This is a genomic window from Mycobacterium bourgelatii (genome assembly GCF_010723575.1).
GTDB lineage: Bacteria > Actinomycetota > Actinomycetes > Mycobacteriales > Mycobacteriaceae > Mycobacterium > Mycobacterium bourgelatii.
Genome location: NZ_BLKZ01000001.1, coordinates 5,049,788 through 5,063,042, shown reverse-complemented (window position 1 = coordinate 5,063,042; position 13,255 = coordinate 5,049,788). Strand labels below are relative to the sequence as shown.

The following is a 13,255-nucleotide window of genomic DNA, read 5'->3' as shown; positions in this document are numbered from 1 at the left end:
ATGCCACAACCACGCTGGATCGACATCAAGGGTCCCAACGGGGACCTGAAGGCGCTCAGTTGGGGAGCGACGGACGCCCCAATCGCGTTGTGTCTGCATGGCTTTCCCGACACCGCCTACGGGTGGCGCAAGCTGGCGCCACGCCTGGTCGAGGCCGGCTGGCGGGTGGTGGCGCCGTTCATGCGGGGCTATGCGCCGTCGGACATTCCGGCGGACGGCAGCTATCACGTCGGCGCGTTGATGGACGACGCGCTGCGGGTGCGCGAGGCCGCCGGTGGTACCGAGAACGACGTGGTGATCGGCCACGACTGGGGTGCGATCGCCGGCACGGGCCTGGCCGCCATGCCCGAGAGCCCGTTCGTCAAGGCGGTGCTCATGTCAGTGCCGCCGGCCGCGGCATTCCAGCCGCTCGGTCGGGTGCCCGAGCGCGGCCGACTGGCCCGTGAACTGCCCCGTCAGCTGCTGCGCAGCTGGTACATCTTCTACTTCCAATTGCCCGGGCTGCCGGAGCGGTCCGCCTCCTGGGTGGTGCCGCGGCTGTGGCGGCGCTGGTCACCCGGCTATCACGCCGAGGAGGACCTGCGCCACGTCGACGCGGCGATCGGCACACCGGAGGGCTGGCGGGCGGCGCTCGGGCCGTACCGGGCCACTATCCGCAACACCCGCCCGCCGGCTCGTTACGCCGAATTGCACCGCTGGTGGACCGAGCCGCCCCGGCTGCCGAGCCTGTACCTGCATGGGTACGACGACGGTTGTGCCTCACCGGCATTCACGCACTGGACCGAACGGGTGTTGCCGCTGGGTAGCGACGTGGCCATTGTCGGCCGCGCCGGGCACTTCCTTCAGCTGGAGCAGCCCGAGAAGGTCGCCGAGCTGATATTGAAGTTCATCGGCTCCCAGTGACCGGGCACCGGATGGCGGCCGTAGACGCCCAGTTCCTCTGGACGTCGGCCAAGATCCCGAGCGACGAGTTTCTGCTCTACGCTTTCGCCGGCGAACCCGCCGATCTGGCGCGCGCAGTGGAGCAGGTCTGCGACCGGGCCCGCACCTGCCCCGACCTGAGCATGCGGGTCCAGGAGGGGTGCGCACTGACCTACCCGCGCTGGGTGCCGACGGTGGTCGGGCCGGACTGGGTGCGCCGGCACACGCTGTCTGACGGCAGTTGGCGCGACTGTCTGGCGGTTCTTGCGGGCCTGGCGGCCGACCAGGTGGACGTGCGCGAGACGCCCTGGCGGCTGCACGTTTTCACGCCGGTGTTCGGCATCCCGGAGGTCAGCGACCCCGGCACCGTCGCCGTCCTGCAGATTGCGCATGCTGTGGCCGACGGTGCGCGCGCTTCGGCGATGGCGGCATGGCTGTTCGGACGGGACATCCCAGTTCCCGAAATCCACTGGCAACGAAGGGGTTTCCTGCCATGGCGGGCCCTGCAGGCTGCGCGCGCCCACCGCGATCTGGTGCGCGACATTGAGGCCGGACTGGTTACACCCGGGCCCCAGCCGCGACCGCCGCAGGCCACCAACAACCGACCCGAAGGTGCGCGCGAGATGCGGACGCTGGTGCGCAAGCGCTCACAACTGTCGGGCTCCACCATCACCGTCCGGGTGTTGGCCGCGGTGTCCGAGGCGCTGTCGGGCCTACTGGGTGGGCCTATCGAAACGCTGGGCGCCGAGGTTCCGATGGCTAAATCCGGTGTGCCGCATGCGTATAACCACTTCGGCAATGTGGTGGTAGGGCTCTACCCGCAGCTGTCCTACGAAGAGCGGATGCGACGAATCGCCGACGAGTTGGCCAATGCCCGCCGTCGCCTCGGACATCCGGCAAGCTACTCGGGTAGCAGGGCCTTCGCGGCGGTCCCCGCCGCCCTACTGCGTTGGGGTGTTTCGCAATTCGACGCCGAAGCCCGGCCCACCCAGGTGGCCGGCAATACCGTGGTGTCCAGCGTCCACCGCGGGGCCGCCGATCTGAGCTTCGGCGAGTGCCCCGTGGTGTTGACGGCCGGATATCCGGCGCTGTCACCGTGTATGGGCTTGACCCACGGCGTGCACGGCATCGGTGACACCATCGCGATCAGTGTCCACGCGGCCGAGTCGGTTGTGCCCGATGTCGACGGCTACCTGCAACTCCTGGACGCGGCACTGTAAATCATTGGGCGTCACCGGATCTCGCGGCTTCCTCCCGTGTCAGGCCCACCGCCAGGATCAGCTCCTCGTGCAGTTCGAACCACACGGTGTGATACGAGTCGATGAGGGGGCGGGTCAACCAGGCGCGGTCACCGGCCTTCACCTTGTCTAGCGCCGCGCCCAGTTTCGTTGCGTAAGCGCCCAATCTCGGCAGCTGGGCGGCGGCGGCATGAATGATCGACCCCGCCCGCTGGTGCACGGATTCCAGCCGGGCCAGCACCGCCGCGTCGTAGTCGGGGTCATCGTGGGCGTTGGGCTTGCCGTCCTTGAGTTGCCAGTCCGTCACCAACTCTTTGAAATCGGCATTGACAGAACGGAAGTCGTCGTAGACGGCGGTTAATGCGGCCGGGTCGGCCGCGCGGCGTTCCTCGGCCAGCAGTTCGGCCAGCCTGGCGCGCCCCTCGGGTGTGATGCGCACGGTGGTCGCGTCGATCAGCAGTCCGGATGTGGTGAGCCCGTCAACGGTTTCGGCGATCTCGGCGGGGTCGGTGCCCAACGTCTTGGCCAGGTCGTCGCGACTCACCCGGCCCTTGAGCCGGACGGCCTGCAGGACCGCCAACTCGCTCACGGGGCGTCCTCTCGGGCCATTCGCAACGCTGTCAGCATGATGCGCAGCGGGCTGTCCGACACGACGTCGGTGGTCCCGGCGGTCATCGCAGAGCGCACCGCGGACTCCGAAGGATCGTCGAGGCTCGGGTAATCGCCGGCGGTATGTGCGCGCAGCGGACTGATCCGTCGCGCGATGTCGGCGAGCTCCCGCAGTTCGGCTGTATCGCTCTCCGACCAGGCCGACAGGGGAAGGCTGCCTTCGCGCACCTCACCTTCGTACCCGTCGACGGTGATCTGCTTGCCCTCCAGTGCGGTTACGACGCCCTGACCGCAGCCCACCACCGCAACCCGGCCGAGCTCGCGGCTGACCACGGCCGCATGGCTGGCTGCGCCGCCGACCTCGGTGACGATGCCCTGCGCGGCCAGCATGCCCAGCACGTCTTCGGGCCGGGTGTGGTCGCGCACCAAGATGACCGGTTCACCCCGGTCGGCGGCGTCGAGCGCCTGGTCCACGTCGGTGTATGCCGTTCCGTGCGCCACCCCGGGGCAGGCCGGTAAACCTTTGGCCAGAAGCTTTGCCGCCACCCGGATTTCCGGCTGCAACACGGGCACCAGCAGCGCCTGCACGTGCGCCGGGGTCAGCCGGCGCAGTGTCTCGTGGTCGTCGATAAGTCCCTCGTGTCGCAGCTGCAGCGCCAGTCGAACGGCGGCCTGGGCCGATCGCTCCGCCCCTCGGGTCTGCAGCAACCACAGCTTGCCGTCCTCGACCGTGAACTCGATTTCCTGCACATCGCCGGCCAGCTTTTCCAGCCGGCGGGCGGCGTCCATCAACTCGTCGTAGACGGCCGGTTGTTCGTCCCGCAGCGCGGTGATCGGTTCGACGTCGACCAACCCGGACACCACGTCGTCGCCCTGCCCGCCGGGCAGCCAGTCGCCGAACGGTTGGTTGGCTCCGGTGATCGGGTTGCGCGACGACAGCACCCCGGCGCCGGAGTTGGCGGCCTGGTTGCCGAACACCATCGCCTGCACGACCACCGCGGTGCCGCCCGGTTCGTTGCGTCCGTAATGCTCGCGATAGGTGATCGCGCGCGGCGAGTTCCACGAGCCGAAGACGGCCGCGATGCTGGCGCGCAACTGTGCGTACGGGTCGTCGGGTGGGTCTTCGTCGCCAACGATGCGGCGAAACATGCGGGTAAACCTGTCCCGGGTGTCCCGGGCGAATTCGGGGGAGGTGGCGACGGCGAGGGCCGCTTCGACGTCGTCGTTCATGCCCACGTCCAGGATCGTGTCCATCATCCCCGGCATGGACTGTGTGGCTCCCGAGCGCACGCTGACCAGCAATGGGCTCGGACCCTTGCCGAAGGTGCGGGACGTCTGTCCTTCGAGCCAGCTCATTCGGGACAGCACGTCGGCCCAGATCGCGTCCATCGTCGATTCCGGGTCGGTGAGAAAACGCGTGCCGACCTCGGTGGTGATGCAGAACGCGGGCGGTACCGGCAAGCTATTCCGGCGCATCGTGTCGATGCCGTGGCCCTTGTTGCCCAGGATCTCCCGCGGGTGATTTCCGGTGCCGTCCAGCAACACCACGGGACCTCGCGTAAAACGAGTCGTGGTGCACCTCCTCACGATCTTCGGGCACTTTTCGGGCGGTCGTCGGGCGGGGCCGCGGGGGCTGGTCGGAACGCCCGCTATGGTCCCACATGGACCATTGGAATCACGCGGCTCGCCGCTCCTGTTCGTAGATGCTTCGATGATCTAGGTTTGCATCCATGACTCCGTATGACGTCGGATTGCTGATTCTGCGGCTCGTCCTGGGCCTGACGCTCGCCGCACACGGCCTCAACAAGTTCTTCGGTGGAGGTCGTATACCCGGTACCGCGCGCTGGTTTGAAAGCATCGGCATGAAGCCCGGCAAGTTCCACGCCACCGTCGCCGCAGCCACGGAGACGGCCGCCGGGTTGGGCTTGGCTGCCGGCCTGCTCACACCCATTCCCGCCGCGGGCTTTGTCTCGTTGATGATCGTCGCGGCCTGGACCGTGCACCGGTCCAACGGCTTCTTCATCGTCAAGGAAGGTTGGGAATACAACCTCGTGCTGGCGGCCAGCGCCGTCGCGGTAGCCACGGTGGGCGCGGGCAGGCTCAGCCTGGATTGGCTGATCTTCGGCAAGAACTGGTTCGACGGCTGGCACGGGCTGGCGATCTCGCTGGGTCTGGGGCTTGCCGGCGCGATCGGCCAGTTGCTGATCTTCTACCGGCCGCCGGTCAAAGAATCCGCGTAGTCGGAAGCCGCTTGTCCATCGGGCGTTAGCGTGCGCCCACGAACGTCACGCCAGAGTGGCGCTCGCCCGCGAGCGTCAAGACAGCGTGACGCTGACGCGCGAACAATGCGTAGGCACCGGGGATTACGGCTGGCCGTCGTTCCCGTCAACGCCCAGCAGCGCTCCACCGGTGCCACCGGTGCCACGCCCGCCCGACGGTGTGCCGGTTCCGCCATTGCCGCCATTTCCGCCGTCGCCAATCAGTACGGCGTTCCCGCCGTTACCGCCGCCGCCACCGGCGCCCGTGCCGGCCCCGCCGGCGCCGCCATCACCGCCGTTCCCGATGAGCCCAGCCTTGCCGCCGGCTCCGCCGAGGGCCGCCGATGGTGTTCTGGTTCGGGCCACCCACACCACCGGCGCCGCCGGAGCCGCCGGAGCCGAAGAGCAGACCGCCGTTGCCGCCGGCGCCACCCGCGCCACCGTGGGAGTCGAACGAGCCCTCGCCACCGTTGCCGCCCGCCCCACCGGAGCCGAAGAGCACGCCGCCGTTGCCGCCCATGCCGCCGGTCCCCCCGGTTCCGTTGTTGGCGCCTCCGCCGCTACCGCCCGAACCCCCGGAGGGGCCCGCGGCGAGGAATCCGGCGTTGCCGCCGTTGCCGCCGGTGCCGCCGATGGTGAGGCTGTAGCCGCCGGCTCCGCCGTTGCCGCCGGCGCCGAAGAGGCCGCCGTTGCCGCCGGCGCCGCCGGTTCCGCCGGTCAGCGTGCTGAATCCGCCGACACCGCCGTCGCCGCCGGCGGCGAACAGGCCGCCCGCGCCGCCCGCCCCACCGGCTCCGCCATTGCCGCCGAACCCGCCATAACCGCCGACGCCGCCGCTGGCGAACAGCCCGCCGTTGCCGCCGGCCCCACCGGCACCGCCCGTTCCGGGGCCACCACCGGCCCCACCGGTTCCGGCGGCGCCGGAGAAGAACCCCGCGTTGCCGCCGCGCCCGGCGGCACCCCCGGTGAAGGGGCCGGGGGTGCCGGCCGGAGCCACCGCCGTGCCACCGGCGCCGCCGCTACCGCCGGAGCCGCTCAGGAAGGCCGAGCCGCCTGCGCCGCCGACGCCACCGGTGGTGCCGCCGGGCCCGCCGGCGCCGCCGGTCCCACCGGAGCCGAACAAAATGCCGCCACCGCCACCGTTTCCGCCGGGCCCGCCGGTGGCGCCGGCCGCGCCGGAACCGCCGATCCCGCCGTTGCCGAACAGCCACCCACCGTCTCCGCCGGCCCCGCCGGTGCCCGCAATTCCGTTGGCGCCGTTGCCAATCAGCGGGCGCCCGGTGATCGCTTGGATGGGTGCGTTGATCGCGTTGAGTGCTTGTTGCGCCATGGTGTGCGCGGGCGAGGTACTGGCCGGCGCGTTGAAGCCGTCCAGACCCAATAGCTGACCGCTGACGCCGCCGGCACCCGCCTTGCCCGGGGTGGTGCCGGTCCCGCCATTACCGCCGTTGCCGCCGTCGCCGATCTGGACGCCGTTCCCGCCGACGCCTCCCGCTCCGCCGACCTTGCCGCCCGCGCCACCGCTGCCGCCGTTGCCGCCGTTGCCGATCATCCCGGGGGCGCCACCGCCCCCGCCTGCCCCGCCATTGAGGACTCCGCCTTGACCGCCGGTTCCGCCCGCGCCGCCGTTGCCATTGAGCAGGCCGGCGTTGCCGCCAGCCCCGCCCTTGCCGCCGTTCATCGCGCCGAACCCACCGGCACCGCCGGCGCCGCCGTCGCCGAAGAACATGCTGCCGTTGCCGCCAGCCCCGCCTGGCCCGCCTATGCCGCCGGCCGTGACGCCTTCCCCGCCGATGCCGCCGGCGCCACCGGCGGCCCCGAAGCCGAACATGCCCGCGTTTCCGCCGGATCCTCCGGCCCCGCCGGCAGTTGCGCCGTGTCCGCCCGACCCGCCGGTGCCGCCCGCGCCGAGCATGCCGCCGGCTCCACCGGCCCCTCCGTGTCCGCCGGCGGTGCCGATGCTGTTTCCGCCCGCTCCGCCGGTGCCGCCCGGCCCGAACACGCCGCCGGCGCCGCCGTCACCGCCCGCCCCGCCGTCGCCAAAGCTGAAGCCGCCCACCCCACCGGCCCCGCCGGCGGCAAACACGCCCCCGGCACCACCGGTGCCGCCGGCCCCGCCGAGCGCGGTCAGGCTTTGGGTGGATCCGCCGTTGCCGCCGGTCCCGGCCGCTCCGAAAAGCATGCCGGCACTGCCGCCGGTTCCGCCGGCCCCGCCGGCGCCGCCAACCGAGTTCCCGCCGGCCCCGCCGGCGCCCCCAGCGCCGAACATGCCGGCGGCCCCGCCCCGGCCACCGGCCCCGCCGGCACCCGTCGTACCGGCCCCACCGGTCCCGCCGGCGCCGCCGCTGCCCAGGAACCCGCCGGCTCCGCCGTTGCCGCCGGGCCCGCCGGTGGTGCCGGCTTTCCCGGAGCCGCCGGCGCCGCCGTTGCCGATCAACCACCCGCCCGGCGTCCCGTTTTGTCCGGTCCCCGCCGCGGCGTTGGTGCCGTTGCCGATGAGCGGACGCCCGGTGGCGGCCTGGACTTGTCCGTTGACGCTGTCGAGCAGCCCCTGTAGGGGAGATACGTTGGCTGCCTCTGCGGCGGTATACATCGCCCCACCCGCTCTCAACGCCTGCATGAACTGCTGATGAAACAGCTCGGCCTCGGCGCTGAGGGCCTGGTATGCCTGCGCGTGACCGGAGAACAGCGCCGCCAACGCCGTCGACACCTCATCCTCGGCCGCGGCGAGCAAGGACGTGGTTGGGGCTGCCGCAGCCGCGTTGGCGGCGTTCAACGCCGACCCGATGTTTTCCAGATCCGATGCTGCCGCCGCCAGCATCTCGGGACCCACTACTACAAACGACATCGCTGCCCTCCCGTCGTTACGGAATCGCTACCCCCCAAAGTTCGTTTGGGAACTGAGTTGAGGATCTGGCGCGACGGGGGGAAGAACTTCGGTCAAAGGTCGTAGATGCCGCGCGGCGGGGTCGTAGTTCCTGCGTGCGCTCGTACTCGACGCTCACCGCCTACCCCAAACCGTGTGCCCGTTCAGGTCGGGCAACTGCTCGACGGTGTCGCCCGGGTCGGCGTCTCGCGAAGGGACGCGTCCAACGTGGGCAATCCACCAATCGAATTGCGTTGGGGCGGCCCACCAGGAAGTAGCGGGTATCGCCTAAGGTCCATGCAGGCCAAGCGGTTACGGTAGCCCGTTCATTCCGTCCTGGCCCAGCAACACGCCCCCGGTACCTCCTGCGCCCGCTTTGCCCGGGGTGGGTCCAGTCCCGCCGTTACCGCCGGTACCGCCGTTGCCGATCAGCCCGGCGTCGCCGCCGCGACCGCCATCACCGCCACCGGTCGCGCCGATGCTCTGCCCGCCGGCCCCGCCGGCGCCGCCGTTGCCGATCAATCCTGCCTGGCCCCCATTGCCGCCGGCGCCACCAAAACCGGCGAAGGCGAACCCGCCTGTGCCGCCGGCGCCGCCGTCGCCAGACAGCATGCCGGCCTTACCGCCGGCTCCACCCGTCCCAGCGGCGCCGAAGCGGGACATCCCGCCGGTGCCGCCGGCGCCGCCGTCGCCGTTGAGGACGCCCGCGTTGCCGCCGGCACCGCCGGCGCCGCCGGCCGCGGCGGAGGTGGCGCTGGTCCCGCCGGTTCCGCCGGCCCCGCCGTTGCCGAACACACCGCCGGCTCCGCCGGCCCCGCCGTCGCCGCCGGGCCCAGTCCCGCCGGTGCCACCGCTGCCGCCCAGCCCGCCAGTGCCGAACAGCCCAGCGGCCCCGCCGGTCCCGCCGGCTCCGCCGCTGCCGCCCAGGGACAACTCGCCGGTGCCGCCGGTGCCGCCGGTGCCGCCGGTGCCGAACAACAGCCCACCGGCTCCGCCTGCCCCGCCGGTACCGCCCGAGGCTGTCGCGCTCCCACCGGCACCTCCGGCCCCGCCGTTGCCGAACAGGCCGCCGGCTCCGCCTGCTCCGCCGGTCCCGCCATTGGCGCCGTTGCCGAAGCCGCCGGTGCCGCCTTGCCCGCCGATGCCGAACATCCCGCTGGGGCCGCCGGCCCCGCCGGTCCCACCGCTATACCCGCCAGTTCCGCCGGGCCCGCCGTTGCCGAACAGCAACCCGCCGGCCCCGCCGGCCCCGCCTGCCACGAAGCTGCCGATTCCCCCCGTGCCGCCGGCACCACCGGTGCCAAACAGCCCGGCGGGCCCGCCGTCACCGCCTTTTTGACCGGCGCCCCCCGACCCGCCGGCGCCACCGTCGCCGAGCAACCATCCGCCCGGTCCGCCGTTGGCCCCGGTGAGGGGGGCGCCGTTGGCGCCGTTGCCGATCAGCGGGCGTCCGGTCAGCGCCTGGACAGGAGCGTTGATCCCGTCAAGCAGGCTCTGCAACGGCGTGGCGGCGGCGCCCTCAGCGGCGGCATAGGACCCTGAACCGGCGGTCAGGGTCTGCACAAACCGGTCATGAAACGCCGCCGCCTGCGCGCTGAGCGCCTGGTAACCCTGGCCGTGGGCGGAAATCAGCGCTGCGACCGCGGCCGAGACCTCATCGCCGGCGGCGGCCAGTACACCTGTGGTTTGAGCCGCCGCGGCGGCGTTGGCCGCGTTGAGTGTTGCTCCGAGACTGGCCAAATCCGTTGCTGCACTTTGCATTAGCTCCGGTGTCGCGATCAAGAAAGACATCGCAGACCCTCCCCACAAGGCCCCCCGCGACCTAGCTTACGCCCATGATCGCCCCGCGATTTACCTAATCAACCAAACGTAGCCCTTTGCGGGGTAGGGCACACCAGTTTTGGCGAAAGCTCCCAATTCTTGCGCGCTGCGTGCTGCGCGACCTACGTCATCAAGTTCAGATACCTTGCGCACCAAGTTATTACACGAGAATTCGGTTCGGCCGGCCGTTAAGTCAGAAGTGGCGGGCTCCCTCGTGAACGAGCTGCACGCGCGAGTTGAAGCCCAGCTTCGTGTACACGTGCGTGAGATGGGTTTGTACCGTCCGCCGGGAAATGAAGAGCCGGGCAGCGATCTCGTTGTTGGCCAGGCCATCGACGACCAACCGCACGACATCACGCTCGGTGGGCGTCAGCGATGCCCACCCGCTGGTCGGACGCCTACGTTCGCCACGCCCGCGCCGGACGTATGCGATCGCCTCTTCGACCGACAAACCGATGCCCTCGTTCCATGCGTCCTCGAAGGCCTTTGGACCCATGGCGTCGCGAACCGCCGCGACCGCTTGTTCGTGTTCGGCGTCATAGACCTTGAACCGAACGGCACCCATGTCTTGCCGAATTCGTTGTGCCGCACCGAACAGCCGGGCCGCGTCGCGATAGTTCAGGCCGTCGAGGGTCAACCGGCCGAGGCACTCGAGGATGTCGGGGACGGCCAGGTGCGCCTCGTGTTCCGCCGCACACGCGAGCGCCCTATGCGCGTCCCGTTCCGCATGGTCGGGCTCGGCTCCGGCGATCGCGATGCGGGCGCGCGTAGTCAGGGCCCGAGCCAGGTGCCAACCGGCGGATGCCGCAACTTCTTGGTCGGCCCAACGTCCTGCGGTAGCGAGATCACCACGAGCCAAGGCGATTTCGGCCATCGGGTTGGTATTGGCTCCGGCCAGTTCGTCCTGCACCATGAGCCGCTGTTGGGCGGCTTCGCTCGCTTCGGCCGCCGCTGCTACGTCACCGGCGGCAATGGCCGCGGTGGCCAACACCGCGTAGCTGAAGCCCTCGTTGTACGACCACAGGTCGGCCGCGGCCGCCAACGACGCCAGGGCCGCGGCCCGGGCCCCGTCGGTGTCACCGTGAAAAGCGAGCGCATCGCTCAGTGCCAGCCGGCTGCCCCAGCGAAACAGCACATCATGTGCGGCGTCGGCGTCGGCGGTCACCGCGCGAAACTGGGCTGTCGCGGCCGGAAGATCACCTTTCATCAACTGCGCCAGCCCGAGAGTCCAGCGGCACGAGCGGGCATTGAACTGGTCGCCAATGACCTTGGCGAGATCGAGTCCCCCCTGGGAGGCCGTGTATGCGGCAATCGGGTCGCCGGCGTAAAACGCACCGTAGGCCTGCCAGGTCAGGATCTGGGTGAGTCGCCAGTGGTCGCCGAGTTCGCGCGCGATGCCGAGGGCTTCGGCGAGGTACGGGCGCGCGGCGTCTGCGCAGTAGGAAGTGATTGCGCCGCAAGCGGTCAGCGCCCGGGCCAGCAGAGCCGGGTCGTCGAGCTCGCGCGCAATCGCGACGGCTTGGTGCGCCTGGTCCAGGTTGTCATGGATGCTGCGCGACGCGTCGAGCGTCGCCTTGTCGGCGAGCGCCCGGCCACGCACCACCGCTGAAACCGCGGGAAGCTGGGCACGCTCATCCGTCAAGACCGCGTTGAACCAGGTCAATCCTTCCTGGATGCGGCCCCGCGTCAGCCAGAGCGGCTGCAACGCCGACGTGAGTTCCAGTGCCCGCTGAATTTCGTTCTTTTCGCGGCTGTACAGAAACGCCGCTCGGAGGTTGTCGATCTCGAGCTCCACCTGCTCAATACGGCGTTGCTGGTCGGTGTCGGCGGGACTGTCGAGCAACGCCGCCAGGTGTAGGTAGTGGTCGCGGTGGCGGGCACGGACGTGATCGGCTTCTCCCGACTGACGAAGCTTTGCCAAGGCGTAATGGCGCACCGTCTCCAGCATTCGGAAGCGCGTGCGGTCCGCCGCGGACTCGGCAACCACCAGCGACTTATCCACCAGCTGGCCGAGGCGGTCGAGGACCTGGTGTCGCTGGGGGTCGTCGCCGCAGATGCTGCGCGCCGCGTCGAGGTCAAAGCCGCCGCTGAACACGGCGAGCCTGCGAAACACAATGCGTTCGGGTTCACTCAGCAGCGCGTGGGACCAGTCGACCGATGCTCCTAGCGTGCGGGTGCGGCGTACTGCCGTCGGCGCATCGTCGGTCAGCAGCCGGAAGCGGTTGCGCAGACCGTCGTCGATCTCGGCCAAAGACATCAGCCGTACCGCCGCCGCGGCAAGCTCGATCCCTAGCGGCAGGCCGTCGAGTCGACCGCAGATGTCGCGGACGAGGGCGGTTTCGGCCGCCGTGATGCCGAAGTCCGGTCGGGCCAGCCGCGCCCGGTCGAGGAAGAGCTCGATCGCTTCGTCGGCAAGCGACAACGACGGCACCCGCCAGATCAGCTCGCCGGGCAACCCGATTGGCCCACGACTCGTGGCCAGGATCGTCAGCCGCGGACAAGCACCCAGCAGTTCGCCGATCATCGTCTCGCACGCAGCCGTCAGGTGCTCGCAATTGTCCAGTACCAGGAGAACTTCCCGATGGCCCGCGAACCGAACAATCGTGTCCATCGGCGAGCGCCCAGGCTGATCCGGTAATCCCAGGGCGCGAAGTACGGCAAGCGGCACCACCTCTGGGTCGCTCACCGGCGCGAGATCGACGAACCAGACCCCACCGACGAACTCCGCCACCACCTGCGCGGCGATCTGCGCGGCCAACCGCGTCTTACCGACGCCGCCGACTCCGACCAGGGTCACCAACCGGTTGTCGCCCAGGAACTTCTGTACATCGTTGATCTGCGCGGCGCGTCCGACGAAACGCGTTAGCTGCAGCGGAAAGCCTTGCAACACAATGGCATTGAAGGATCGTAGGGGAGGGAAGTCGACCCGGAGGTCGGCGTGGCAGAGTTGCGCAACGCGCTCGGGGCGCTGCAAATCGGGCAGCTGATAGGTACCCAGATCGGCCAGCCAGACGTCGGTTTGGAGTTGATCAATGACCAGCTCGTGCGTGGTGCTCGACACCAGCACCTGGCCGCCGTGCGCCAGATTAAGCAGCCGCGCGGCCCGATTGAGGGTGGGCCCGGCAAAGTTGCTTGCCTGGCCCAGCGGCACCTCGCCGGTGTGCAGTGCGACGCGTAACTGGATGGGCGCGAGTGGCGCGCGCTGGAGCGCTATGGCGCACTCCAGCGCGTCGGTCGCGCAGGGGAACATGGCTACAAAGCCATCTGCGCGGAGGTCGGCGCCTTGCCACAGCGGCCCGACACCGGCGCTGGCCGCGATGATGCCAGTCACCGTGCGATCTAGGTGCGCGACGGCGGGTGTCATGGCGCTGGGCTGGGCTTCCCATAGCTCGTTCGTGCCCGCGACGTCGGCGACTAGCAGGGTCACCGTTCCCGTCGGCAAAAACTCGCCTACGCACATGTCGATCCGATCCACGGTGATGATTCCGTGACTAACTCAGTGTCACGCACGCGGGCGGGTAACGGTTCAACACGAGTACAAA

The 13,255-nt window shown here is 70.2% G+C and carries 8 protein-coding genes and 1 pseudogene; 3 read left to right on the top strand and 6 right to left on the bottom strand.

Going from position 1 to position 13,255, the window contains the following annotated elements:
* The gene (locus G6N68_RS21560) at positions 1-903 is read left to right on the top strand and encodes an alpha/beta fold hydrolase (protein WP_163716695.1); all 903 of its coding nucleotides are present in this window, start codon (positions 1-3) and stop codon (positions 901-903) included.
* Entirely contained in the window at positions 900-2,141 is a 1,242-nt protein-coding gene (locus G6N68_RS21555; protein ID WP_240355555.1) for a WS/DGAT domain-containing protein, read from the top strand. Before G6N68_RS21560 ends, G6N68_RS21555 begins: the two co-directional genes overlap by 4 nt.
* 1 nt (position 2,142) lies before the next feature.
* Here the strand turns inward: G6N68_RS21555 and G6N68_RS21550 are convergent, their stop codons facing one another.
* Complete coding sequence (locus G6N68_RS21550) at positions 2,143-2,748, bottom strand: MarR family transcriptional regulator (RefSeq protein ID WP_163716690.1); 606 nt, start codon at positions 2,746-2,748, stop codon at positions 2,143-2,145.
* Positions 2,745-4,316, bottom strand: a complete 1,572-nt coding sequence (locus tag G6N68_RS21545; protein ID WP_240355554.1) for a pyruvate, phosphate dikinase — start codon at positions 4,314-4,316, stop codon at positions 2,745-2,747. Before G6N68_RS21545 ends, G6N68_RS21550 begins: the two co-directional genes overlap by 4 nt.
* 182 nt (positions 4,317-4,498) lie before the next feature.
* Here G6N68_RS21545 and G6N68_RS21540 point away from each other — a divergent pair, with 182 nt between their 5' ends.
* Entirely contained in the window at positions 4,499-5,008 is a 510-nt protein-coding gene (locus tag G6N68_RS21540) for a DoxX family protein (protein WP_163716687.1), read from the top strand.
* Between the two features lie 123 nt (positions 5,009-5,131).
* Here G6N68_RS21540 and G6N68_RS21535 read toward each other — a convergent pair whose 3' ends face one another.
* From G6N68_RS21535 to G6N68_RS21520, 4 genes and pseudogenes are all read right to left on the bottom strand, one after another.
* Positions 5,132-5,392, bottom strand: a complete 261-nt coding sequence (locus tag G6N68_RS21535) for a PE family protein (RefSeq protein WP_163716685.1) — start codon at positions 5,390-5,392, stop codon at positions 5,132-5,134.
* Positions 5,316-7,874: a PE family protein gene (locus tag G6N68_RS32395; RefSeq protein ID WP_163716681.1), complete on the bottom strand. Its 2,559-nt coding sequence runs from the start codon at positions 7,872-7,874 to the stop codon at positions 5,316-5,318. Before G6N68_RS32395 ends, G6N68_RS21535 begins: the two co-directional genes overlap by 77 nt.
* 342 nt (positions 7,875-8,216) lie before the next feature.
* A pseudogene (locus tag G6N68_RS32205) lies at positions 8,217-9,683 on the bottom strand (PE family protein); the annotation flags it as partial.
* A 223-nt stretch (positions 9,684-9,906) separates the two neighbouring features.
* Complete coding sequence (locus tag G6N68_RS21520) at positions 9,907-13,173, bottom strand: helix-turn-helix transcriptional regulator (protein ID WP_163718847.1); 3,267 nt, start codon at positions 13,171-13,173, stop codon at positions 9,907-9,909.
* Positions 13,174-13,255: the final 82 nt, after the last annotated feature.